Annotated in this window: 19 protein-coding genes; 17 read left to right on the top strand and 2 right to left on the bottom strand. The window is 68.4% G+C overall.

The genetic code is table 11. From position 1 onward, the window contains the following. Nucleotides 1-84: 84 nt before the first annotated feature. The gene (locus tag CV1CTNOD_RS21135) at nt 85-1,053 is read right to left on the bottom strand and encodes an FAD-dependent oxidoreductase (protein ID WP_131787784.1); all 969 of its coding nucleotides are present in this window, start codon (nt 1,051-1,053) and stop codon (nt 85-87) included. Between the two features lie 449 nt (nt 1,054-1,502). Between CV1CTNOD_RS21135 and CV1CTNOD_RS21130 the strand changes: the two genes are divergently transcribed. The 4 genes from CV1CTNOD_RS21130 to CV1CTNOD_RS21115 all read left to right on the top strand — a co-directional run bounded on the left by CV1CTNOD_RS21130 (nt 1,503) and on the right by CV1CTNOD_RS21115 (nt 6,243). Further along, entirely contained in the window at nt 1,503-2,864 is a 1,362-nt protein-coding gene (locus CV1CTNOD_RS21130) for a serine/threonine-protein kinase (protein ID WP_131787710.1), read from the top strand. Between the two features lie 140 nt (nt 2,865-3,004). Next, on the top strand, nt 3,005-4,168 hold the full coding sequence (mqnC, locus tag CV1CTNOD_RS21125; protein WP_278043962.1) for a cyclic dehypoxanthinyl futalosine synthase: 1,164 nt from the start codon (nt 3,005-3,007) through the stop codon (nt 4,166-4,168). Between the two features lie 114 nt (nt 4,169-4,282). After that, nucleotides 4,283-5,428 (top strand): adenosine deaminase, encoded by a 1,146-nt coding sequence (gene add / locus CV1CTNOD_RS21120; protein ID WP_431607165.1) that lies wholly within the window; start codon nt 4,283-4,285, stop codon nt 5,426-5,428. 137 nt (nt 5,429-5,565) lie between these two features. Next, nucleotides 5,566-6,243, top strand: coding sequence for a demethylmenaquinone methyltransferase (locus CV1CTNOD_RS21115; protein ID WP_431607166.1), 678 nt, complete (start codon nt 5,566-5,568; stop codon nt 6,241-6,243). A gap of 194 nt (nt 6,244-6,437) precedes the next feature. Here CV1CTNOD_RS21115 and CV1CTNOD_RS21110 read toward each other — a convergent pair whose 3' ends face one another. After that, nucleotides 6,438-7,157, bottom strand: coding sequence for a dienelactone hydrolase family protein (locus CV1CTNOD_RS21110; RefSeq protein ID WP_131787709.1), 720 nt, complete (start codon nt 7,155-7,157; stop codon nt 6,438-6,440). Nucleotides 7,158-7,681: 524 nt separating this feature from the next. Between CV1CTNOD_RS21110 and CV1CTNOD_RS21105 the strand changes: the two genes are divergently transcribed. From CV1CTNOD_RS21105 to nuoL, 13 genes are all read left to right on the top strand, one after another. Further along, nucleotides 7,682-9,094 carry a geranylgeranyl reductase family protein gene (locus CV1CTNOD_RS21105; RefSeq protein WP_131787708.1) on the top strand — a complete coding sequence of 471 codons (1,413 nt, stop codon included), beginning with the start codon at nt 7,682-7,684 and terminating at the stop codon, nt 9,092-9,094. A 468-nt stretch (nt 9,095-9,562) separates the two neighbouring features. Continuing rightward, nucleotides 9,563-9,922, top strand: a complete 360-nt coding sequence (locus tag CV1CTNOD_RS21100) for an NADH-quinone oxidoreductase subunit A (RefSeq protein ID WP_131768660.1) — start codon at nt 9,563-9,565, stop codon at nt 9,920-9,922. Continuing rightward, entirely contained in the window at nt 9,913-10,776 is an 864-nt protein-coding gene (locus tag CV1CTNOD_RS27980; protein WP_347402967.1) for a NuoB/complex I 20 kDa subunit family protein, read from the top strand. Before CV1CTNOD_RS21100 ends, CV1CTNOD_RS27980 begins: the two co-directional genes overlap by 10 nt. Further along, the gene (locus CV1CTNOD_RS21090; protein ID WP_131787707.1) at nt 10,773-11,462 is read left to right on the top strand and encodes an NADH-quinone oxidoreductase subunit C; all 690 of its coding nucleotides are present in this window, start codon (nt 10,773-10,775) and stop codon (nt 11,460-11,462) included. Before CV1CTNOD_RS27980 ends, CV1CTNOD_RS21090 begins: the two co-directional genes overlap by 4 nt. A 223-nt stretch (nt 11,463-11,685) precedes the next feature. Beyond that, nucleotides 11,686-13,095 carry an NADH-quinone oxidoreductase subunit D gene (locus CV1CTNOD_RS21085; RefSeq protein ID WP_131787706.1) on the top strand — a complete coding sequence of 470 codons (1,410 nt, stop codon included), beginning with the start codon at nt 11,686-11,688 and terminating at the stop codon, nt 13,093-13,095. Further along, the gene (nuoE, locus tag CV1CTNOD_RS21080) at nt 13,095-13,829 is read left to right on the top strand and encodes an NADH-quinone oxidoreductase subunit NuoE (RefSeq protein ID WP_242606890.1); all 735 of its coding nucleotides are present in this window, start codon (nt 13,095-13,097) and stop codon (nt 13,827-13,829) included. The genes CV1CTNOD_RS21085 and nuoE overlap by 1 nt, the downstream gene beginning before the upstream one ends. Before the next feature lie 2 nt (nt 13,830-13,831). Then, on the top strand, nt 13,832-15,193 hold the full coding sequence (nuoF, locus tag CV1CTNOD_RS21075; RefSeq protein ID WP_131787705.1) for an NADH-quinone oxidoreductase subunit NuoF: 1,362 nt from the start codon (nt 13,832-13,834) through the stop codon (nt 15,191-15,193). A gap of 5 nt (nt 15,194-15,198) precedes the next feature. Next, nucleotides 15,199-17,712 carry an NADH-quinone oxidoreductase subunit G gene (locus tag CV1CTNOD_RS21070; protein WP_131787704.1) on the top strand — a complete coding sequence of 838 codons (2,514 nt, stop codon included), beginning with the start codon at nt 15,199-15,201 and terminating at the stop codon, nt 17,710-17,712. After that, complete coding sequence (gene nuoH, locus CV1CTNOD_RS21065) at nt 17,709-19,055, top strand: NADH-quinone oxidoreductase subunit NuoH (RefSeq protein ID WP_131787703.1); 1,347 nt, start codon at nt 17,709-17,711, stop codon at nt 19,053-19,055. Before CV1CTNOD_RS21070 ends, nuoH begins: the two co-directional genes overlap by 4 nt. Before the next feature lie 3 nt (nt 19,056-19,058). Beyond that, the gene (gene nuoI / locus CV1CTNOD_RS21060) at nt 19,059-19,631 is read left to right on the top strand and encodes an NADH-quinone oxidoreductase subunit NuoI (protein WP_131787702.1); all 573 of its coding nucleotides are present in this window, start codon (nt 19,059-19,061) and stop codon (nt 19,629-19,631) included. Next, nucleotides 19,628-20,482 (top strand): NADH-quinone oxidoreductase subunit J, encoded by an 855-nt coding sequence (locus CV1CTNOD_RS21055; RefSeq protein ID WP_242606889.1) that lies wholly within the window; start codon nt 19,628-19,630, stop codon nt 20,480-20,482. The genes nuoI and CV1CTNOD_RS21055 overlap by 4 nt, the downstream gene beginning before the upstream one ends. Next, entirely contained in the window at nt 20,479-20,778 is a 300-nt protein-coding gene (gene nuoK / locus CV1CTNOD_RS21050; protein ID WP_131768564.1) for an NADH-quinone oxidoreductase subunit NuoK, read from the top strand. Before CV1CTNOD_RS21055 ends, nuoK begins: the two co-directional genes overlap by 4 nt. A gap of 336 nt (nt 20,779-21,114) precedes the next feature. Continuing rightward, nucleotides 21,115-23,064, top strand: coding sequence for an NADH-quinone oxidoreductase subunit L (nuoL, locus tag CV1CTNOD_RS21045; RefSeq protein ID WP_242606888.1), 1,950 nt, complete (start codon nt 21,115-21,117; stop codon nt 23,062-23,064).

Genomic DNA, 23,064 nt, shown 5'->3' with positions numbered 1-23,064 from the left:
ATGCCAGTGGTGATCGCCAGGTATTGACTGTCGAATTGTCAGGTGTTGTCGGGTGGTGATTGTCAGGTGGTGGTATTTGGGCCGTCAGGCGGCGGCGGCGCCGTCGTCGGAGCTGTGACCGGGGAAGACCTTGGCGGACGGGTCGATGATCGGGGCCGCGTTGTTCACAGCGGTCGCGACCTCACCGAAACCGGTCGCGATCAAGCGTACCTTGCCCGGGTATTCGGTGATGTCGCCGGCGGCGAAGATTCGTTCGATCCCGGTCGCCATGGTCGAGTCCACCACGATGTGGCGCTTGTTGATGGTCAGGTTCCAGCGGGTCAGGGGCCCCAGATCGGCGGTGAACCCGAGGGCCGCGACGACTGCCTGGGCCGGGCGGACCTGACGGTCGCCGGACTTGTTGTTCACCAGTTCGACCTTTTCCACCTGGTTGTCACCGTGGATGGCCGCGACCTCGGTGTACGTCAGCACCTCGACACTGGAGGACAGCACCTTCTCGATGGTGTGCGCGTGCGCACGGAACCGGTCCCGCCGGTGGACCAGGGCCACCGATCGTGCCAGCGGCTCCAGGGCGAGCGCCCAGTCGAAGGCGCTGTCGCCCCCGCCGACGATGACGACGTCCGCGTTGGCGTAGACGTCCAGTTTCGGGACGAAGTACACCAGGCCACGGCCGAGGTGATCGCTGCCGACGGGGAGCGGGCGTGGCGTGAACGTCCCGAGCCCACCGGTGATGACGACGGCCTTGGCCCGGACCCGCGTCCCCTGCGCGCTGGTGACCACGACGGCGTCGGCCTCGTGGGTCAGTTCGGTTGCCTGCTGGCCGAGCAGGTAGGTGGGCGAGAACGCGCCGGCCTGGGCGACAAGGGCGGTGATGAGATCCCGGCCCCGTACCGCGGGAAACCCGGCCACATCATAGATTATTTTTTCCGGGTACATTGCGGTGACCTGACCGCCCGCTTCGGGAAGCGAGTCCATCAACGTTACGGACATCCCGCGGAATCCGGCGTAGTAGGCACCGAAGAGCCCGGCCGGGCCAGCACCAATGATCAACATGTCGGTGTCGACATCCGCCGATGTCGAGCCGTCGGGACCAGTAGTGATCAGTGCGTCCACACGCGACTCCTGTTGCCATGTGGCTCGGCCGGACCAGATATGCAGGGGCCGGGTGGAGCCACCGGAAGACTTTTTCACTCATCCTGCCGCATCGAACAGCGATGCGTCGCAACCCGCGCGCTGACGTCAGCGCGCCGCGCGAACATGTGCAGCGGCTCGAGTCCCTGGCCGTGACCTGGGGACTTGGGCCTCCTGGCAGCGCGAGAGAAATATGATCGCGCTGCCTTCGGCTCTAGTAGACAGTTACCGTCGAAGCCGTCGGCCTGTGCGAGTTGGTGATTATGACGCGTGGCCGGGATGGTGATCGGGAGGCCGATGATCGAGGAAACACGGCAGACGGGGGCGCGGGCGTGAGGCTGGCACCGGGATGGGAGCACCCGAGAGCCGTCATGCCCCTCCAGCGCGACGACCCCGGTGCGGTCGGCCGGTACCGGATCACCGGTCGACTCGGGGCGGGCGGCATGGGCGTGGTCTACCTGGGCCTGGACACCGCCGGCCGTCCAGCGGCGGTGAAGGTGATCAGGGCGGATCTGGCCGCCGATCCGGAGTTCAGGGCACGGTTCGCCGACGAGGTGGCGGCCGCCCGGCGGGTCGCGCCTTTCTGCACCGCGCAGGTCCTGGACGCCGATCCCGGAGCTCGACTGCCCTACCTGGTGACCGAGTACATCGACGGGGTCCGCCTCGACGACGTCGTCACCAGCCGCGGGCCGCTGTCGCTGTCGACGTTGCAGGGCGTCGCGGTCGGGGTGGCGTCCGCGCTGACCGCCATCCACGGCGCCGGGATCGTGCACCGCGATCTGAAGCCGAGCAACGTCCTGCTGTCCTACTCGGGTCCGCGGGTCATCGATTTCGGTATCGCCAGGGCAGCGGACGCGGCAGTTGGGCGCACCCGGTCCGGCCTGGTGCTGGGATCGGCAGGCTGGATGGCGCCCGAGCAGATGGAGGGAGTGCCGGTCGGCCCGCCCGCCGACGTCTTCGCCTGGGGTCTGCTGATCGCATATGCCGCGACCGGTCGCCATCCCTTCGGCGGTGGTGCGCCGCTGGAGGTGGCGCAGCGGATGGCCGTCGAGCGGCCGACCCTGGAGGATCTTCCCGCTGGCCTGCGTCCACTGGTCGCCTCGACGCTCGCCCGCGATCCGCACGCCCGTCCGTCCGCCGAGCGCCTCGTCCTGGTGTTGCTCGGTGACCGGGGGCGTTCCGGGGGCGACACCCGTGCGGCCGTCACCCAGGTCCTCGGCGATACGTGGATCTCTGGTGACACGCGGCCGGACGGCCGGTATGCCCGTGCCGATGGCGCGGTCCGGCCGGCTGTCGGTGGCGCAGTCCGTCCGGCGGCCTCTGGTGGCGGTGTGGCCGGTGGCGGTGCGGCCGGTGGCGGGGGGAGCGCCCCCCGACCCGCTGGCCAGGGCGGACCGGTTCACCCCGGGCGCGGGCAGGCTGCCGGGCCGCCACCGCACGCCTGGGGAGAGGGCGACCGTGCACGACCCCAGGCGCCCCTCGCGCCGCGCCGCGCCCGTCGTCCTCGTCGTCCCCTGCGGCCGCGAATACCGGGAAAGCGGCTGATCGTTCTTCTTTTGCTGATCTTTCTGGTGATGTCCGGCATCGACCAGCTGGGGCGTATCTGGGACGATCAGCGGGGCCGGCTGTGGGAACAGGTCTGGACCCACCTGGAGGACGGTTTCCAGCACGAGGTCGTCGACCGCGTGCGTAACACCGTCGACGACATCCGCGACGGATCCGATCGGAGCTGATCGGAGCTGATGTGGTGGAGGTGAGTCGTAGAGGGCGGTGAGAACGAGGCGACCCGCCGTACCATCACAGGGTGAGCCTTGTGGATGCCGGCAGTGGTTTTCCGTCAGTGCAGGCGGATCCGTCAACTCCGAGAACACCGGTGACCGGTGACTCGGAGATTTCGTCCGTGCTCGCGCGCGCCGCGGACGGCGGGCGAATCACCGCCGAAGAGGCGCTGTTGCTGTACATGAGGGCTCCGCTGCACGCTCTCGGCCGAGCCGCGGACACCGTCCGCCGCCATCGTTTCCCGGACGACGTTGCCACGTACATCATCGACAGGAACATCAACTACACGAACGTGTGCGTGACCGCGTGCCGGTTCTGCGCGTTCTACCGCGCGCCCGGGCACAAGGAGGGGTGGGTCCGCGACGTCGACGACATCGTCGCCAGATGCGGCGAGGCCGTCGAGTTGGGCGCGACCCAGATCATGCTCCAGGGCGGCCATCATCCCGACTTCGGTATCGAGTGGTACGAGGGCACCTTCACGGCGATCAAACGTGCCTATCCCCAGCTGACCCTCCATTCGCTGGGCGCCAGCGAGGTCGTCCACATCGCCCGGACGTCCGGGCTGAGCTTTGCCGACGTCATCATCCGGCTGCGTGACGCGGGGCTCGACAGCTTCGCCGGAGCGGGCGCGGAGATCCTCACCGAGCGTCCCCGGCATGCGATCGCACCCCTGAAGGAGCCCGGACATGTGTGGCTGTCGGTGATGGAGACCGCCCACGGCCTCGGTCTTGAATCGACCGCGACGTTCATGATGGGCACCGGGGAGACCAACGCCGAGCGCATCGAACATCTGCGGATGATCCGTGACGTGCAGGACCGCACCGGTGGCTTCCGGTCCTTCATCCCCTGGACCTACCAGCCGGAAAACAACCACCTGCGTGGACGCACGCAGGCGTCGACCATCGAGTACCTGCGGCTGGTGGCGGTGGCCCGGCTGTTCTTCGACAATGTCGCGCACCTGCAGGGCTCCTGGTTGACGACCGGCAAGGAGGTCGGCCAGCTCACCCTGCACATGGGCGCGGACGACCTGGGCTCGGTCATGCTGGAGGAGAACGTGGTGTCCTCTGCCGGCGCCCGGCACCGGACCAACCGGGCCGAGCTCATCCACCTGATCCGCGCGGCCGACCGGATCCCGGCGCAGCGCGACACCCTCTACCGGCATCTGGTCGTACACCGTGATCCGGCGCAGGACCCCATGGACGACCGGGTGGTCTCACACTTCTCCTCGACCGCTCTGCCGATCGTCTCCGCTACGTAGGGTATCCAGCTATGTAGGGCGTTCAGGCATGCAGCGGCGCCACTGGCCGGTGTGACCGGGTTACCGCCTCGCCGCCCATGAGCCCGTGCGCGAGGTGCCGGCTAGCCTGTCGGGGTGACCGTGCCCACTGGACCGAAGATCGAACTTCATGTTCACCTGGAGGGCACCGTCCGCCCGGCGACATTGCTGGCGATGGCCCGGCGTAACGGGGAGTCGTTGCCGGCGACGACGGTCGAGAGCCTCACCGAGCTGTACCGTTTTCGGGACTTCGACCACTTCATCGAGATCTGGGTCCTCACCACGCACGTGATGCGCACCGCCGAGGACTTCCATCAGGTTGTCGTCGACTACGCGGCCGAGGCGTCCGCGCACGGTGCGGTCTACGTCGAGGGGATCTTCTCCCCGTGGTTCCGCGTCCAGCGCGGGATCTCCTGGGAGGAGATCTTCAACGGATATGCCGACGGGGTGGCCGAGGCCCGCGAACGGTTCGGCCTGCACATGAACCTCACCCCTGACGTCGACCGTGTCCTGCCGCCGGAGGCCGCCTGCGAGGTGGCGCGCCAGGCGGTCCGGTTCCGCGACCGGGGGATCGTCGGCCTGGGGCTGGGCGGACCGGAGGCCAACCATCCGCCCGAACCGTACGCACGGGCGTTCGCCATCGCCGCCGACGGTGGTCTGGCCGCCGTCCCCCACGCGGGTGAGAGCAGCGGGCCGGCCTCGATCCGTGGTGCGCTGGACGCCCTGGGCGCGCGCCGCATCCGCCACGGCATCCGTGCCCTGGACGATCCCGATCTCGTGGCCGAACTGGTCGAGCGGGACGTCGTCCTGGACGTGTGTCCGGTGTCCAATCTGCGGACACGTTCGGTGACGGATCTTTCTCTGCATCCCCTGCCCGCGCTGGTCGACGCGGGGGTGCGCTGCTCGCTGGCTACCGACGATCCGGCCATGTTCGACACCGATCTCGGCCGTGAGCACGCGGTGGCCGCGGCCTTGGGCGTATCCGCCCGTGACCTGTACGAGGCCGGAGCCGCCGGTGCGCTGTGTGACTCCCCGACGCGACAGCGGCTGGCGGCGATCGGGGCCGGGACCGACTGGGACGCCGTGCAGGTGGCGCTGGCCACGGCCGCCCGGACGGATCCGCTGGCCGCCGGTGTCACCACACCCGGCTCCCTGCCCGTCACCGCGTCCGGGTCCGGGTCCGCACCCCCGGTCGGGTCCGGGTCCGTCGGCGGTGCCGGAACCGCGGTGGTGCCGCAGTGAACGCCGTCCCGGGAAGCTCTGGAGGTACGGGAGGCCCGGCAGGAAGGACGGGAAGCCCGGGAAGCAGAGGAGGTACGGGAAGCGTGGCCCCGGTGCGCGTGGCCGGACCGGAGAAGCGGCCGGAGGAGGTCGCGGCCATGTTCGATGGTGTCGCGCGTCGTTACGACCTCACCAACGCGGTGCTCTCGGCCGGTCTGGACCGGACCTGGCGCAGCGCCACCGCAGATGCGCTGGAGCTGCGTCCAGGACTTCGGGTGCTGGATCTGGCCGCTGGCACCGGTACCTCGTCGTGGGCGTTCGCAGCCCACGGAGCCTCGGTCGTGGCCTGCGACTTCTCCCTGGGCATGCTCAGGGTCGGGCGCAGGCGCCTGCGTCACCGCCCGGCTGCCTCCGGTGGCGGCACGGTCGCACCGGTCGCCGGGGACGGACTCGCGCTGCCGTTCGCGGAGGCCTCCTTCGACCGCGTGACGATCTCGTTCGGCCTGCGTAACGTGGTCGACGTCGAGGCGTGCCTGGCAGAACTGGCGCGGGTGACCCGTCCCGGCGGACGCCTGGTGGTCTGCGAGTTCAGCCGTCCGACCTGGGCGCCGGGGCGCACGGTCTACATGGAGTACCTGATGCGAGCGCTGCCCGGCCTCGCCCGGGTGGTCAGCAGCAGCCCGGACGCCTACGTCTATCTGGCCGAGTCGATCCGGGCCTGGCCGGATCAGCCGGCCCTCGCCGGTCACATTGCCGGTGCCGGCTGGACTCAGGTGGGCTGGCGCAACCTCACCGGCGGCATCGTGGCCCTGCACCGGGCCTGGCGTCCAGCCTGACCGGGCCGGGCGGGCCGGACGCCAGGCGGTCAGACGGCGTGTGGTCGTCAGACATCAGGTGTCGTCACACACCAGGTGCGCCGGGGTAGGCCGGGCCGCGGACACTCGGACAGCCTGGGCCGTGGAAGGCCGTGGAAGGCCGTGGAAACAGCCGGACCGTGCGCCGCCCCGGGCGCCGGTGATCAGTTTGATGATCAGGTCGGGATGTGGGCCTCCAACCAGGTCAGCGTGCGGGCCCAGGCATCCTCGGCCGCGGCGGCGTTGTACGCGGCGGGTCGAGCGTCGCAGTGAAACCCGTGGCCGGCGTCCGGATAGCGGACGATCTTCGTGGGCGCGGGCGCGTCCTGTGCGGCCGATCGGATGGCCTCGACCTGCTCCACCGGGATGCTCTGGTCACGGTCGCCGAACAGGCCCAGCCACGGGGCCTGGAGCCGGGGCGCGATCTCGATCAGGGGTGCCTCGCCGAACCTGCCTTCGGCGAGCCCTCCGCCGTAGAAGCTGACGGCGGCCCCCAGCGGGCGGTGGACGGCCGCGATGGTCGCGACCGTCCCGCCCATGCAGAAGCCGACCACCGCTATACGGCCGACGGCGGTCCCCTCGTCGGCGAGCAGGGCCATGCTCGCGTCGACGTCCTCCAGGATGTCGAGGCTGTTGAGCGTCTGCATGGTCGGCCGGATCGCGGTGAAGTCTCCGTCGTAGGGGAAGACCGGTGAGCCGGCGCGGTGGAAGAGGGCCGGTGCGATGGCGCGCCAGCCGGCGGTGGCGAACCGGTCGCACACGTCCACGATGTAGTCGGTGAGCCCGAACGCCTCCTGGGCGACGACGACCCCACCTCGAGGTCTGCCGACCGGGTGGGCGACGAAGGCCTCCATGGGTCCGTCCGCGGTGGACAGCGTCACGGTCTCGCGGCTCATCTCTGCTCCTGTCCGGCGCACCAAGCTTGGATGCAACCCTATGAGGGGATCGCATCAGAGACGGAGCGACCCATGCTCCGCACTACCCCAGCGTGCGGGATCAATCACTGTGTTTCGGTGCGTCGTCCAGTATCCAGCGAATGGCCTGGGGATTTTGGCTTCTGGCAGCGTGGAATAAGCATGATCGCGTTGCCTTTGGCCCTTTGAAGCCTCTGGAGGAGGCTCGGGGGTACGCCGGCAGGCACGGTGGATCGGTGGGTCCGCGAGTCCGGCGGCTCACCGGGGCCGCTGGGGCCGCTTTTCGTGGCTTTGTTGATCATAGTTGATCGTTGCTGGTTGTCGCTCGGTGCGACGCCGCCGGTATGCGCCGGCCGGTTGGCGCGACGCGGAAGCCGGCGCGATCCCGGCGCCTGTGCCAACGGCGGGCGCAGGGCCTAGACTCGCCGTTGCGCTCGTGAAAATGTTCACGAGCGGCAGCAGTGCGGCAAATGGGAATACAACCGGCGATCCGGAGACGTGTGATCATGACAGCGGTCCAGGCCGAGCATGCCGATGTCATAGTTGTCGGCGCCGGGCCCGGTGGGTCGACGGCCGCCTGTCACCTGGCCCGGACCGGGCTTGATGTCGTCCTGCTGGAAAAGACCCGCTTCCCGCGGGAGAAAGTCTGCGGTGACGGGCTGACCCCCCGCGCCGTCCGCAGTCTCATCGAGATGGGCATTGACACCGGCACCGGAGCGGACGTGGGCGCCGGCACCGACAACAGCACCGGCATCCACGACAGGGATGATCCGCCTGGTCATCCGGGGCATGCCGGATCGCTCGCCGAGGCCGGCGAGGCCCGTGCGGTCGGCGAGGCCCGCGACGGCTCCGGATGGGCTCGAAACCGCGGTCTGCGTGTCATCGGTGGTGGGCTCCGCCTCGAACTACCCTGGCCGGAGCTGGCGAACTGGCCGGATTACGGTCTGGTCCGTCCCCGCCTCGACTTCGACGAGCTGCTTGCCCGGCACGCCGAGAAGGCCGGTGCCCGGCTGCGGGAGGAGACCACCGTCACCGGCCCGATCCTCGACGAGCGCACCGGACGGGTCACCGGTGTCCAGGCCAAGGCCGGACGCGGCGGGCAGCCGCTGGTGTTCCACGCCCCACTGGTGATCGCCGCGGACGGGAACAGCGCGCGGATGGCGTTGTCGCTCAACATTCGCCGCCGGGAGGACCGGCCGCTGGGCGTCGCGGTGCGCCAGTACTACCGCAGTCCCCGCACACATGACAACTACCTGGAATCCCACCTGGAACTGTGGGAAGGCAAGCCCGGCGCGTCCCGGCTGCTCCCCGGCTACGGGTGGATCTTCGGTGTGGGTGACGGAACGAGCAACGTCGGGCTCGGCATGCTCAACACCACCAGCGCCTTCCAGAACACCGACTACAAGGATCTGCTGCGGCGTTGGCTCAACGGGCTCCCGCCGGAGTGGGGTTACACCGAGGAGAACGCCACCGGGCCTGTTCGCGGCGGCGCTCTGCCGATGGCCTTCAACCGCGCACCGCACTACCGTGACGGTCTGCTGCTGGTCGGGGACGCCGGTGGCGTGGTCAATCCGTTCAACGGCGAGGGAATCGCCTATGCGATGGAGTCTGGACGGCTTGCGGCCGAAGTGACCGTACAGGCACTGGCCCGGTCCCAGGGACCGTCGCGGGAACGGGCGTTGCAGGCATACCCGAACGTCCTTCGCCAGCGGTACGGCGGCTACTACACGCTCGGGCGGGTGTTCGTCGAACTGATCGGAAACCCGACCGTGATGCGGACGGTGACTCGTTACGGGCTGCCACGGCCGACGCTCATGCGCTTCACTCTGAAGCTGCTGGCGAATCTCACCGATCCACGGGGAGGTGATGCGCTGGACCGCCTGATCAACGCTATGTCCCGGCTCGCGCCCGCAACCTGAGCATGCGGTGGCGGCACTGGCGAAAGCGGGGTCACGGGTTTTCCGGAATGCGGGTTCCGCTCGGTGAACCAACTGGCGGACGTGTCGACGGCATCGGCTTGGGCTGAAACATGCGGCGGGTGTGCGTGGACGCCCGTTCGTTCTGGAGGACCAAGGGCTACGTGATCATGCCTTTTCCGCCCCCGGACCACCACCGGGAAACCGGTTCGAACTTCCGGGTCGGACGTCGCGTAGGCTCCCTGGCGTCACCGGCGCCGGATTCGGCATAACCGGTGACCGCGGCCGGCATCGACGGCGTGATCCGGTCGTCCCTGCCGTGCCAACCGCGTACCGGCGGCCAGTCGTGAACCGGCGGTCAACCGTGAACCGGTAGCCGACGGTCAACTCCGACCGCGAACCGATAGCTGCTAACTGCCAACCGAAAACTGCCACGTCCCGCACCAGACCTGCAGAGAGGAGCTCGGCATGCTGTCGAACTACGTGCCGATCCTCGTACTTTTAGTGATCGCGTCGGCGTTCGCGATCGGATCTGTGATCATAGGCGCGCTGGTCGGCCCGAAGAGGTACAACCGCGCCAAGCTCGACGCATACGAGTGCGGAATCGAGCCGTCGCGCGAGCCTGTTGGTCCACACCGCTTTCCGGTGAAGTTCTACCTGACGGCGATGCTGTTCATCGTCTTCGACATCGAGATCATTTTTCTGTATCCGTGGGCGGTCGCGTTCGGCAGTCTGGGGATCTTCGGGCTTGTCGAGATGGTGCTGTTCGTCGCGACCGTTTTCGTCGCCTACGCCTACGTGTGGCGGCGGGGAGGCCTTGAATGGGACTAGAAGAGAAGCTACCCGGCGGCCTGCTGCTCACCACCGTCGAGAAGATGGCCAACTGGTCACGGCGGTCCTCCCTGTGGCCGGCCACGTTCGGCCTGGCCTGCTGCGCGATCGAGATGATGTCGACCGGTGCCGGCCGTTACGACCTCGCCCGGTTCGGGATGGAGGTGTTCCGGGCCAGCCCCCGGCAGGCCGATCTCATGATCGTTGCGGGTCGGGTGAGCCAGAAGATGGCTCCGGTGCTGCGCCAGATCTACGACCAGATGCCCGAACCCAAGTGGGTCCTGTCCATGGGCGTCTGCGCGAGCAGCGGTGGGATGTTCAACAACTACGCCATCGTGCAGGGCGTCGACCACATCGTCCCGGTGGACATGTACCTGCCGGGATGCCCGCCGCGTCCGGAGATGCTTATGGACGCGATCCTGAAGCTGCACGAGAAGATCCTGGCTGGCACGGTCACCGGTAAGGTCGCGTACACGAAGATCGGCGAGTCGCCCTATCCGAAGCCGATCGAGGTGGCCACGGCGCGGGCCGGTCTGCCGGCAGGCGCCATCGACACCAGCACGCTGTCGGTCAACGACCGCAAGCGGTTCCGCCTTCCCGCGGGTGCTCCGGCGCCGGCCGGGGCCGGAGCGGTCGAGCCGTCACTGGACGACCGGCGACCGGCTGCCATCGCCCCGGACTCGGTCTTCAGCCGGACCAAGCGCCTGCCACCGGCTTCCGGGCCGGTCGATGGCAGGCCGCCGGCTGACGGCGGACCGGTCGACCGCGGGCCGGCCGACGAGTCGCGCTCCGGGACCGCCCGGCCCACCGCGAACCCGTTGGACGTCGATCCCGCCGGTGAGGCCGCGTCATGAGCGAGCTCGTACCGGCATCAGGCGCGGCGTCGGGCAAGGGCGGACCGCGCCGGCATGACGCCTTCGGCGCGTCCGGTTCCGGTGACACGTCCGGTTTCGGCGGTCTGGTCCGTAACCCACCGATCCTCGCCTCGACCTCCCGGCCGTTCGGCGACACCGACGCCGACAACCTCTACGACGCCCTCGAGCGCTCCTTCCCGCAGCTCACCGACGCCCTCGAGCGGGTGGTCGTCGACCGCGGGGAGCTGACCCTGCACGTCCGGCGCGATCATCTGCTCTCGGTCGCCCAGATCCTGCGGGACGACCCGAGCCTGCGCTTTGAGCTGCTGTCCGGGGTCTCCGGCGCGGACTATCCCGATGATCCGACCGGGCGCCGGCTGCACGCCGTCTACCACCTGATGTCGATGACCTGGCGCCGTCGCATCCGGGTAGAGGTCTCCCTTGCCGACGACGACCCGGTCGTCCCCAGCGTCATGGACGTCTGGCCGACCGCGGACTGGCACGAGCGGGAGACCTACGACCTGTTCGGCATCGTCTTCTCCGGCCGTGACGGACTACTGAGGATCATGATGCCGGACGACTGGGTCGGCCACCCGCAGCGCAAGGACTATCCGCTCGGCGGCGTGCCGGTCGACTACAAGGGCGCTCAGGTACCGGCACCGGACACGCGTCGGAGCTACTCATGACCGGCCTGGCCGGTGTGCTCAGCCTTTCCGGCGTGCCCGGTGGCTCACCGTGGCGCCGCCCCTATCTGTGTCGTCTTTGTCCGCATGGCCAAAGGCGGCGCGATCATGGTTTTTTCGCGCTGCCGGAGGCTCCGGTTTTCGAGTCGCATGGCCAAAGGCGGCGCGATCATGGTTTTTTCGCGCTGCCGGAGGCTCAGGCTCCTGAGCCACTACGAGGTTCGTTATGACTCAAACGTCCGACACGTCAGCCGCATTCACTGCTCCGGCAGGGTCCAGGGCATCCGCCGGACCACCGGTCGACGACGTTCCCGCGTACGGCGACGCCTACGAAGCCGGTTTCACCGAGTCGGCGGGGGGACGGGTCTACACGGTCACCGGCGGCGACTGGGAGCAGGTGCTGGGCGGCGAGGACTATTCCGAGCGCCTCACCGTCAACATGGGTCCCCAGCACCCGTCCACGCACGGGGTGCTGCGCCTCGTCCTGGAGATCGAGGGTGAGACGGTCACCCGGACCCAGGTCGTCATCGGTTACCTGCACACCGGGATCGAGAAGAGCTGTGAGTTCCGCACCTGGACACAGGCGGTCACATTCCTCACCCGCGCCGACTATCTCGCGCCGCTGTTCAACGAGACGGCCTACTGCCTGGCGGTGGAAAAACTACTTGGCGTGACCGATGAGATCCCCGAGCGGGCCACGATCATCCGTGTGTTGGTGATGGAACTGCAGCGGATCGCCTCGCACCTGGTGTGGCTCGCCACCGGAGCCATGGAGATCGGGGCCACCACAGGGATGATCTTCGGCTTCCGTGAGCGGGAGAAGATCCTCGATCTCCTGGAAACGATCACTGGCCTGCGGATGAACCACGCCTATGTCCGCCCCGGTGGGCTGGCCCAGGATCTTCCCGACGGCGTCGTACCCGACATCCGGGCGTTTCTCCTCGACATGCCCAAAAGGATCAAAGAATATCACGCTCTGTTGTCGGGGCAGCCGATTTGGAAGGGGCGCATGGTCGACGTCAACTACATCGACGCGGCCAGCTGCATCGCACTCGGCGTGACCGGCCCGGTGCTGCGTGCGGCCGGGCTCGAGTGGGACCTGCGCAAGACCATGCCGTACTGCGGCTACGAGACCTACGAGTTCGACGTCCCAACCTCGCTGGATGCCGACTCCTACGCCCGTTATCTTGTGCGGCTGGAGGAGATGGGCGAGTCATTGAAGATCGTTGAACAGTGCCTCGACCGGTTGAAGCCCGGCCCGGTGATGGTCGCGGACAAGAAGATCGCCTGGCCGGCGCAGCTGTCGATCGGCACCGACGGGATGGGTAACTCCCTCGACCACATCCGCAAGATCATGGGTACCTCGATGGAGGCCCTGATCCATCACTTCAAGCTGGTCACCGAGGGCTTCCGGGTGCCGGCCGGGCAGGTGTACACGGCCGTGGAGTCGCCTCGGGGGGAGCTGGCCTACCACGTGGTCAGCGACGGCGGCACCAGGCCGTATCGCGTCCACGTCCGGGAACCCAGCTTTGTCAACCTGCAGGCGGTCCCGGCAATGACCGAAGGCGGGCAGGTCGCCGACGTGATCGTCGGCGTGGCCTCCGTCGACCCAGTCCTGGGGGGAGTTGACCGGTAGTGCCGCTCACCGAACAGACCCGCGCCGCCGCGGCGGACATCATCGCGCGGTACCCACCCGGCCGCTCCCGGTCGGCACTGCTGCCCATGCTGCACCTCGTGCAGGCCGAGGACGGCTGTGTCACATCCGAGGGTGTGGAGTTCTGCGCCTCCGTACTCGGTATCACCCAGGCGGAGGTGAGCGCGGTCGCGACCTTCTACACGATGTACAAGCGCCGGCCCGTCGGCGACTGGCTGGTGTCGGTGTGCACCAACCTTTCCTGCGCGCTGCTCGGCGGCGAGGAGGTCTACGCCCGCCTCTCGCAGCGTCTCGGGGTCGGGCACGACCAGACCACACCGGACGGCACGATCACCCTCGAGCATGCCGAGTGCCTGGCGGCGTGTGACTACGCGCCCGTGATGACCGTCAACTACGAGTTCTTCGACCAGGTGGACCCGGAGTCCGCGAGCGAGATCGTGGACGCGCTGCGGCGCGGCGAGCGACCGGCCCCGACCCGGGGTGCGCCGTTGTGCACGTTCGCCGAGGCGTCACAGCAGCTCGCCGGTCTCCCCGACCCGCGGCCCGAGGCGGTTGCCGGCCCAGGCGTGGGCGAACCGTCCGTGGCCGGGTTGTTGGTCGCGGACGCACTCGCCGAGGCTGCTGTCTCCAGCGACGGTGTTCCGGTCGACGGAGCCCCCGTCGACGGCGTCCCGGGCGCCACCCCGCAGACCGACGATCCGACGAAGGGGAGCTGATCATGCCGGTTACCCCGGTCCTCACCGGACGGTGGAACACCCCCGAGTCCTGGACGCTCGCCGTCTACGAGCGCACCGACGGCTACCAGGCGCTGCGCCAGGCCCTCGCGATGAGCCCGGACGACATCATCAAGATTGTCAAGGACTCCGGGCTGCGGGGCCGCGGTGGCGCGGGCTTCCCCACCGGCATGAAGTGGAGCTTCATCCCGCAGGGCGACGACAAACCGCACTACCTGGTCATCAACGCGGACGAAGGCGAGCCCGGCACCTGCAAGGACGCGCCGCTGATGATGGCCGACCCCCATTCGCTGGTGGAGGGCATCGTCATCGCCTCCTACGCGGTCCGGGCCCACCGCGCCTTCATCTACCTGCGCGGGGAGCTGGTGCACTGCGGACGCCGGCTGCGCGCCGCGGTCGCCGAGGCGTACCAGGCCGGTTACCTGGGCCGCGACATCCTCGGCAGCGGCTTCGACCTGGACCTGGTCGTCCACTCCGGTGCCGGTGCCTACATCTGCGGCGAGGAGACGGCGCTGCTCGACTCGCTGGAGGGCCGCCGCGGCCAGCCCCGGCTGCGCCCGCCGTTCCCGGCGACACACGGGCTCTACGCGTCCCCGACCGTGGTCAACAACGTCGAGACCATTGCCACCGTGCCCTTCATCATCCGGCACGGGGTCGAGTGGTTCCGGTCGATGGGCCGGGAGCGTTCGCCGGGGCCGAAGATCTACAGCCTGTCCGGGCACGTGACCCGCCCGGGGCAGTACGAGGCCCCGATGGGGACCACCCTTGCCGAGCTGCTGGAGATGGCCGGTGGCATCCGCGGGGGACGGCGGCTCAAGGCGTGGACACCCGGCGGTTCCTCGACGCCGATGCTCACCGCGGACCATCTCGACGTCCCGCTGGACTTCGAGGGCGTCGCCGAGGCCGGTTCCCTGCTCGGTACGGCCGCCATCATGATCATGGATGAAACCGTGGACATGCTCAAGGTCGTCCGGCGGCTCACCCAGTTCTACGCGCACGAGTCCTGCGGCAAGTGCACACCGTGCCGCGAGGGCACCACGTGGATGGTCCAGATCCTTTCCCGGCTCGAACGCGGCGACGGTGACGCCGAGGACGTCGACACCCTCGTCGACGCCTGCGACAACATCTTCGGTCGGGCCTTCTGCGCGCTTGCCGACGGTGCGACCTCGCCGATCGTCTCCGGGATCAAGTTCTTCCGGGACGAGTTCGTCCCAGCTGCGCCCACCGACCCGACGGGGGGGCTGATCTCCACCGGCCCGACCGCCGCCGGCCGCACCGGCGACGCAGACTCCGCCGCCACCGACAGCGTCGCCGGTACGCCGGACGCCTTCGCGGGAGCTCACTGATCACTATGACAACCGTGTCGAAGAGCAGCGCCTCGCAGCCCCCGGCCGAGCCCGTGCCGTTGGATCTTGTCACCCTGACCATCGACGGCATCGCGGTGAGCGTCCCGAAGGGGACGTTGATCATCCGGGCGGCCGAGCTTCTCGGGATCGAGATCCCGCGGTTCTGCGACCATCCGCTGCTCGATCCCGTCGGCGCCTGCCGGCAGTGCATCGTCGAGGTCGAGGGCCAGCGTAAGCCGGTCGCCTCCTGCACGACGACGGTCACGGCCGACATGGTCGTACGCACCCAGCTCACCTCACCTGTCGCGAAGAAGGCGCAGGCGGGAACGCTGGAGTTCCTGCTGCTCAACCATCCGTTGGACTGCCCGATTTGCGACAAGGGCGGCGAGTGCCCGCTGCAGAACCAGTCGATGGCCAACGGCGGGTCCGTCTCCCGGTTCCGGGAGCCCAAGCGGACGTTCCCGAAGCCGGTTGCCATCTCCACCGAAATCCTGCTCGACCGGGAACGCTGCGTGCTCTGCGCGCGCTGCACCCGGTTCTCCGCGCAGATCGCCGGCGACCCCTTCATCGAGCTGTTCGAGCGTGGCTCCAACGAGCAGGTCGCGGTCAGCGAGAACGAGCCGTTCCAGTCCTACTTCTCCGGCAACACCGTGCAGATCTGCCCGGTGGGGGCGCTCACCAGCGCGGCGTACCGCTTCCGGGCCCGTCCGTTCGACCTCGTGTCCACCCCGACCGCCTGCGAGCACTGCGCGGGCGGATGCGCACTGCGGACCGACCACCGCCGCGGCAAGGTGATGCGTCGGCTCGCCGCCGAGGACCCGGCCGTCAACGAGGAGTGGAACTGTGACAAGGGCCGGTTCGCCTTCACCTACGCGGGCGGCGCCGACCGGTTGCGCACACCGCTGATCCGTGACGACTCCACCGGGGAGCTGGTCGAGGCGTCGTGGACCGAGGCGCTCGCTTTCGCCGCCCGAGGGCTGGCGGAGTGCCGGGACCGCCACGGTGTCGGCGTCCTGGCCGGCGGCCGGCTCACCCGCGAGGACGCCTACGCCTACGCCAAGTTCGCCCGGCTCGCCCTGCACACCAACGACGTGGACTTCCGGGCCCGGCCGCACTCGGCCGAGGAGGAGGCGTTCCTGGCCCACGCGGTCGCCGGCACCGGCATCGGGGTGACCCACGCGGACCTTGAGACCGCGCCCGGCGTCCTGCTGGTCGCGCTTGAGCCCGAGGAGGAGGCGCCGACGATCTTCCTGCGGCTGCGCAAGGGCGCGACCAAGCAGGGCACGGCGGTTTTCTCACTCGCGCCGCTGGCCACCCGCGGGCTGGCGAAGATCTCTGGAACGCTGCTGCCGGTCGTCCCCGGCGCCGAAGCCGCCGCCCTGTCCGCTCTGCTGGACGTGAACGGGGACGGGGCCGAGTCGCCGGTCGCCACCGCGCTGCGGACCCCCGGGGCGGTGATCCTCGTGGGGGAACGTGCCGCGCAGGCTCCCGGGACGCTGACCGCGGCGCTGCGGCTGGCCGAGGCGACCGGCGCGCGCCTGGCCTGGGTGCCGCGCCGGGCCGGGGAGCGTGGCGCGCTCGCAGCCGGTGCCCTGCCCTCGCTGTTGCCGGGCGGGCGCCCGGTGGCGGACCCGGTGGCCCGCGCCGAGGCCGAGGAGGTCTGGGGTGCCGCCCTGCCGGCCGAGCCCGGCAGGGACACCGCGGCCATCCTCGCCGCCGCGGCCGCTGGTGAGCTCGACGGGCTTGTCGTCGCCGGGGTGGACGTCCGGGACCTGCCCGACCCGGCTGCCGCCCTGGACACGATCGGGTCGGTGCCGTTCTGCGTGTCCCTGGAGGTGCGCAGGTCCGCGGTCTCCGAGGTCGCCGACGTGGTCCTGCCGGTCGCGCCGGTGGCGGAGAAAGCGGGATCCTTCGTGAACTGGGAAGGGCGCCTGCGCGCGTTCCAGCGGGCCCTGGACACCCCGGCACTGCCGGACCTGCGGGTGCTGCACATGGTGGCCGCCGGGATGGGGATTGCCCTGGGCGTCGATGACCCCGGAGCGGCCACCCGCGAACTGTCGAGGTTCGGCCGTGCCGGTGCCGAGGTCAACCGCGCTCCCGCGCCGTCGGCCGAGCCACCCGCGCTGCCCGAACCGGCGTCGGGCCAGGCGGTGCTCGCCAGCTGGCACCAGCTGATCGACGATGGCCGGATGCAGGACGGCGAGCCCTACCTCGCCGGCACAGCCCGCCCACCCAGGGCCAGGCTGTCCGCGGTGACAGCCGGTGAGATCGGCGCTGTCGACGGCGAGCCCGTCAGCGTCACCACTGGTCGCGGAACCGTCACCCTTCCTCTGGAGATCGTTTCAATGCCGGACCGGGTGGTGTGGCTGCCGACCTTCTCACCCGGCTCCCATGTCCGTGCTTCGCTCACCGGGCGTGCCGGCGAAGTGGTGAATGTCAGCGTGGCTGTCCGCGCTCCGGGCGGCGGCCGCGATCTCGTCGACGCCGCCGGTGGGCGGACCTCGGAAGGCCGGTCATGAGCTACGCACCCTCGTTCGCACCGGCGCTGGCGGCCAGCGCCGGTGACCCGGACCTGTCCGTCTTCGGTGACGACCCGTTCTGGCTGATCCTGCTCAAGGCCGTGGCCGTCTTCGCCTTCCTGCTGCTCACGACGCTTTTTGCGATCGTGTTCGAACGCAAGGTCGTGGCCCGGATGCAGCAGCGCGTCGGCCCGAACCGGCACGGTCCCAAGGGCTGGCTGCAAAGCCTTGCCGACGGCGTGAAGCTCATGCTCAAAGAGGACATCATCCCGGTTCTCGCCGACCGGCCGGTTTTCATCCTCGCCCCTATCGTCTCGGCGATCCCGGCGTTCCTCGCGTTCGCGGTGATCCCGTTCGGGCCCGAGGTCTCCATCTTCGGTGAGCACACCACCCTGCAGCTCGCGGACCTGCCGGTGTCGGTCCTGTTCGTGCTGGCCGCGTCGTCGCTGGGTGTGTACGGGCTGATCCTGTCGGGCTGGGCGAGCGGGTCGACCTACCCGCTGCTGGGATCGTTGCGTTCGGCAGCCCAGATCATCTCCTACGAGGTCGCGATGGGATTGTCCTTCGTCGCGGTCTTCCTCAACTCGGGGACGCTGTCCACGTCAGGCATTGTCGAGGGCCAGAGCCACTGGTGGAACATCGTGCTGGTGCCGTCCTTCATCATTTACTGCATCGCGATGGTGGGCGAGACGAACCGGACGCCGTTCGACCTGCCCGAAGCCGAAGGCGAGCTGGTCGGCGGTTTCCACACCGAATACAGTTCGATCAAGTTCGCGTTCTTCTTCCTCGCCGAGTACATCAACACCGTGACTGTGTCCGCGGTGGCGACGACGTTGTTCCTCGGCGGATGGCAGCCGCCGCCGATCCCGTTCCTCTCGCACTTCGACACGGGCTGGTTCCCGGTGATCTGGTTCGTGTTGAAACTGCTGGTGTTCCTGTTCGTCTTCATCTGGCTGCGCGGTACATTGCCCCGGCTGCGGTACGACCAGTTCATGGCGTTCGGCTGGAAGGTCCTGATTCCGGTCGGGCTGGTCTGGCTGCTCGCGGTGGCGACCTTCAAGGTCTACCGGGAGAACGTGACCGACCGGACGCCGTGGCTGATCGGTTTCGGAATCGCCACCGGCATCCTGCTCATTATCACGATCATCGATCCCGGTGCGCGCAGACACCAGGAACGTCTGGAGGCCGCCGAGCGGGAGCGTATAAGCAACGCGCCCAGTCTGGACCGGATCCCGTGGCCGCCGCCTGCCAGCGCGGCCAACCGACCGTCACCCGCCACCGGTCCGAACCGACCGTCGTCCGCCACCGTCATCGTCGCGGGTGGACCGCGGCAGGAGAGCTGAGCCATGGGGATTCTCGACCCGTACAAGGGATTCGGTGTCACCTTCTCGACCATGTTCAAGAAGCCGACGACCGAGCAGTATCCGGAGGAGAAGAAGGAGACCGCGCCCCGCTTCCACGGCCGGCACCAGCTCAATCGGCATCCCGACGGGCTGGAGAAGTGCGTCGGGTGCGAGCTGTGCGCGTGGGCCTGTCCGGCTGATGCGATCTACGTGGAAGGCGCGGACAACACCGACGAGGAGCGCTATTCTCCCGGAGAACGCTACGGACGCGTCTACCAGATCAACTATCTGCGCTGCATCCTGTGCGGCCTGTGCATCGAGGCATGCCCGACCCGGGCGCTGACCATGACCAACGACTACGAGCTCGCCGACGACAGCCGCTCCGACCTCATCTTCACCAAGGAGCAGCTGCTCGCCCCGCTGGGCGACGGGATGACGGCGCCACCGCATCCGCTGTTCCTCGGTGACAGCGAGACGGACTATTACAGGTTCGACCCGAACCGCACGGGTCCCTTCGACGCCTCCGGTTTTGTCGACGTGGCCGATCGGGACACCGAACCGGAGCCGGTCCGATGAGCACGCAGATCCTGGTCCAGGCGGCGGGGGAGTTCACCCGGACGTCCACCGGCGAGGCCGCGACATTCTGGGTTCTCGCCCCGGTGGCGGTGCTCGCCGCGCTGGGTATGGTACTTGCCCGCAATGCCGTGCACGGGGCCCTGCTGCTCGTCGTGAACCTTTTCTGCCTGGCCGTCTTCTACCTGCTCCAGGATGCACCGTTCCTCGGTTTCGTACAGATCATCGTGTACACCGGGGCAATCATGGTGTTGTTCCTGTTCGTGCTCATGCTGGTCGGGGTGGACTCCTCCGACTCCCTGGTGGAGACCCTGCGGGGCCAACGGGTGACCGCGATCGTCCTGGGGATCGGGTTCGCCGGGCTGCTGGTGTTCCCGATCGGTGGGGTGATCGAAGGCACCACCGCCGCCGGGCTCACGGCCGCCAATGACGGCGGCAACATCCAGGCGATTGCCCGCCTGTTGTTCACCGACTACGTACTCGCGTTCGAAATCGTTTCCGCGCTGCTCATCATAGCCGCGGTCGGGGCCATGATTCTCGGGCACCGCGAACGGGTCGACGGCAAGGTGACGCAGAAGGAGATGCTGCGGCGGCGGTTTGCCGCGGGCGGCCGGGTCACCCCGATCCCCGGGCCCGCGGTGTATGCCCGGCCCCAGGCCGCCGGGGTTCCATCGGTTCCATCGGAACTGCCCGGCGGTTCTGCTGGGCCCGGGGAGACACCGCCGTACGGCGGCGGTTTTCCCGACTCCGGTGTGGGCGCCGAGCCCGCGGACGTCGAAGGTGACAACGGTTCCGGCGCGCAGGACGACAAGAATCCGCACCCGGTCGGGGCCGGGAAGGGGACGAACCGGTGAATCCCGCAAACTATCTGATCCTGGCCGGGCTGCTGTTCACGATCGGTGCGGTCGGCGTCCTGCTGCGTCGCAACGCCATTGTCGTCTTCATGTGCATCGAGTTGATGCTGAACGCGGCGAACCTGACCCTGGTCACCTTCTCCAGGATCAACGGAACCCTGGACGGTCAGATCATCGCCTTCTTCGTGATGGTGGTGGCCGCCGCCGAGGTGGTCATCGGCCTGGCAATCATTCTTACGATCTTCCGAACTCGCCGCTCCGCCTCGGTGGACGACGTGAACCTACTCAAGTACTAGCCGGCCAAAGGCGATGCGATCATGTGCGGCGCATCGCCGGAGGCCATCGTCAGTGACACGGCCAAAGGCGATGCGATCATGTGCGGCGCATCGCCGGAGGCCCGAGGGAAACAGCCAGTTCTTCGGATACCACCGGTGGTGATCTCACCGCCGCCAGTCGCCGGTGAGACGTGGTGACCGGAACTCCGGTCACGGCAGAACGGACGATGAGTGCAGTGACGCATATACCCCATGGCCATGCACACCGTGTCGTTGCATGTAGTGTCGATGCATCCGGCGGTAGGGCATCCGATGGCCGTGCATCCGACGACCATCTGCTCGATGACGAGGTACGCCATGCCGCATGAGGTGGGATACGCGACGGCCGGCGGCTCGTTCTCGGCGATGTGGCTGCTGTTGGTGCTGCCGCTGGCGGGGGCGGCGATCCTGCTGCTGGGCGGGCGCCGTACGGACCGCTGGGGTCATCTGCTGGGTACCGCGACCTCCGCCGCGAGTTTCGTCCTGGGGCTGGTGCTGTTCTTCGCGCTGCGCGGCCGTGGCGGTGAGGACCGGGCGGTCGCCCAGCACCTGTTCTCCTGGATTCCGGTCAACGGCTTCCAGGCGGACGCCGGTCTGCTGTTCGACCAGTTGTCAGCGGTCTTCGTTCTGCTGATCACCGGTGTGGGGACGCTGATCCATGTTTACTCGATCGGTTACATGGCGCATGATCCCGGACGGCGCAGGTTCTTCGCCTACATGAACCTGTTCCTGGCGTCCATGCTGCTGCTCGTCCTCGGTGACAACTTCCTCGTCCTGTACGCGGGCTGGGAACTGGTCGGGCTCTCGTCCTACCTTCTGATCAAGTTCTGGGAGTACAAGCCGGCCGCGGCAACCGCGGGCAACAAGGCCTTCTACATGAACCGGGTCGGCGACGTGGGGCTTGCCCTGGCCATCATGCTGATGTTCGCCACGGTGGGCAGCACGAACTACGACTCGGTGTTCGGAGCCGCCGCGGCCGATGTCATCGGTTACGGCACGTTGACCGCGATCGCCCTGCTGCTGCTGCTCGGCGCCTGCGGAAAGTCCGGCCAGTTTCCGCTGCAGGCGTGGTTGCCGGACGCGATGGAGGGCCCGACCCCGATTTCCGCGCTCATCCACGCCGCCACCATGGTGACTGCCGGGGTCTATCTCATCGCCCGCGCCAGCCCGATCTTCACCGAAACCCAGGCCGCCCGGACGGTGGTCGTCATCATCGGCGCCGTCACGATCCTGATCGGCTGTGTCATCGGCTGTGCCTACGACGACATCAAGAAGGTCCTCGCCTACTCGACGGTGAGCCAGATCGGGTACATGTTCCTTGCGGTGGGTCTCGGCCCGGCGGGTTACGCGCTCGGCATCATGCACCTGCTGGCGCATGGGTTCTTCAAGGCCGGTCTGTTCCTCGGATCCGGCTCGGTGATCCATGCGATGGACGACGAGCAGGACATGCGAAGATACGGTGGTCTGTGGCGGTTGATGCCGATCACCTGGGTCACTTTCGGCCTCGGCTATCTGGCCATCATCGGCCTGCCCCCGCTGTCAGGCTTCTTCACCAAGGACAAGATTATCGAGGCGGCCTTCGACAAGGGCGGTACCAGTGGATACCTGCTGGGGTCGATCGCGCTGCTCGGCGCGGGTATCACCGCCTTCTACATGACTCGGCTGTTCTTCATGACCTTCCACGGTGAACGCCGCTGGTCGACCTCGGGCCTGCAGGCCAAGCATCCCCACGAGTCCCCGAGTGTGATGACCGGGCCGATGACGGTATTGGCTGTGGGCTCGGTGTTCGCCGGTGGGCTGTTCGTCCTTGGAGGTTCCATGCAGCACTGGCTGTCACCGGTGCTCGGTGAGAGCGTCGAGGAAGGCGTCCACACGATCTCCCCGGCAGTCCTCACCGCACTGACCCTGCTGGTTGCCGCCGGGGGCTTCGCCGGTGCCTATCTGCGCTACCAGCTCCGTCCGGTGGATGCCGTCGCCCGCCCCGACTCCGAGGTCGGGCTGGTCACCGTGGCCGCGCGGCACGATCTTTATGCCAACACGTTCAACGAGACCGTGTTCATGCGCCCGGGTCAGTACCTCACCCGCTTCCTGGTGTGGCTGGACACGGTCGGGGTGGACGGGGTGGTCCGTGGCACCGCCGCCGGGATCGGCGGTCTGTCCGGACGGCTGCGCCGCGCCCAGACCGGGTTCGTCCGCTCCTATGCGCTATCGATGTTGGGAGGTGCCGTCCTCGTGGTTGCGGCGGTGCTGGTGGCAAGGGTCGGATGA

This window comes from Protofrankia symbiont of Coriaria ruscifolia, from assembly GCF_900634745.1.
GTDB classification, from domain to species: domain Bacteria; phylum Actinomycetota; class Actinomycetes; order Frankiales; family Frankiaceae; genus Protofrankia; species Protofrankia californiensis.
This window is presented reverse-complemented; position numbering and strand designations above follow the sequence as displayed.

What these genes read in the sequence shown, in the direction of transcription:
- nuoF (WP_131787705.1), top strand. Translation starts at nt 13,832, where the DNA reads ATGCCGGTTACCCCGGTCCTCACCGGACGGTGGAACACCCCCGAGTCC.
- CV1CTNOD_RS21055 (WP_242606889.1), top strand. Translation starts at nt 19,628, where the DNA reads ATGAGCACGCAGATCCTGGTCCAGGCGGCGGGGGAGTTCACCCGGACG.
- nuoH (WP_131787703.1), top strand. Translation starts at nt 17,709, where the DNA reads ATGAGCTACGCACCCTCGTTCGCACCGGCGCTGGCGGCCAGCGCCGGT.
- CV1CTNOD_RS21135 (WP_131787784.1), bottom strand. Translation starts at nt 1,053, where the DNA reads ATGTTGATCATTGGTGCTGGCCCGGCCGGGCTCTTCGGTGCCTACTAC.
- CV1CTNOD_RS21070 (WP_131787704.1), top strand. Translation starts at nt 15,199, where the DNA reads ATGACAACCGTGTCGAAGAGCAGCGCCTCGCAGCCCCCGGCCGAGCCC.
- CV1CTNOD_RS21105 (WP_131787708.1), top strand. Translation starts at nt 7,682, where the DNA reads ATGACAGCGGTCCAGGCCGAGCATGCCGATGTCATAGTTGTCGGCGCC.
- CV1CTNOD_RS27980 (WP_347402967.1), top strand. Translation starts at nt 9,913, where the DNA reads ATGGGACTAGAAGAGAAGCTACCCGGCGGCCTGCTGCTCACCACCGTC.
- CV1CTNOD_RS21090 (WP_131787707.1), top strand. Translation starts at nt 10,773, where the DNA reads ATGAGCGAGCTCGTACCGGCATCAGGCGCGGCGTCGGGCAAGGGCGGA.
- CV1CTNOD_RS21085 (WP_131787706.1), top strand. Translation starts at nt 11,686, where the DNA reads ATGACTCAAACGTCCGACACGTCAGCCGCATTCACTGCTCCGGCAGGG.
- nuoL (WP_242606888.1), top strand. Translation starts at nt 21,115, where the DNA reads ATGCCGCATGAGGTGGGATACGCGACGGCCGGCGGCTCGTTCTCGGCG.
- CV1CTNOD_RS21130 (WP_131787710.1), top strand. Translation starts at nt 1,503, where the DNA reads ATGCCCCTCCAGCGCGACGACCCCGGTGCGGTCGGCCGGTACCGGATC.
- nuoI (WP_131787702.1), top strand. Translation starts at nt 19,059, where the DNA reads ATGGGGATTCTCGACCCGTACAAGGGATTCGGTGTCACCTTCTCGACC.
- CV1CTNOD_RS21110 (WP_131787709.1), bottom strand. Translation starts at nt 7,157, where the DNA reads ATGAGCCGCGAGACCGTGACGCTGTCCACCGCGGACGGACCCATGGAG.
- CV1CTNOD_RS21115 (WP_431607166.1), top strand. Translation starts at nt 5,566, where the DNA reads ATGTTCGATGGTGTCGCGCGTCGTTACGACCTCACCAACGCGGTGCTC.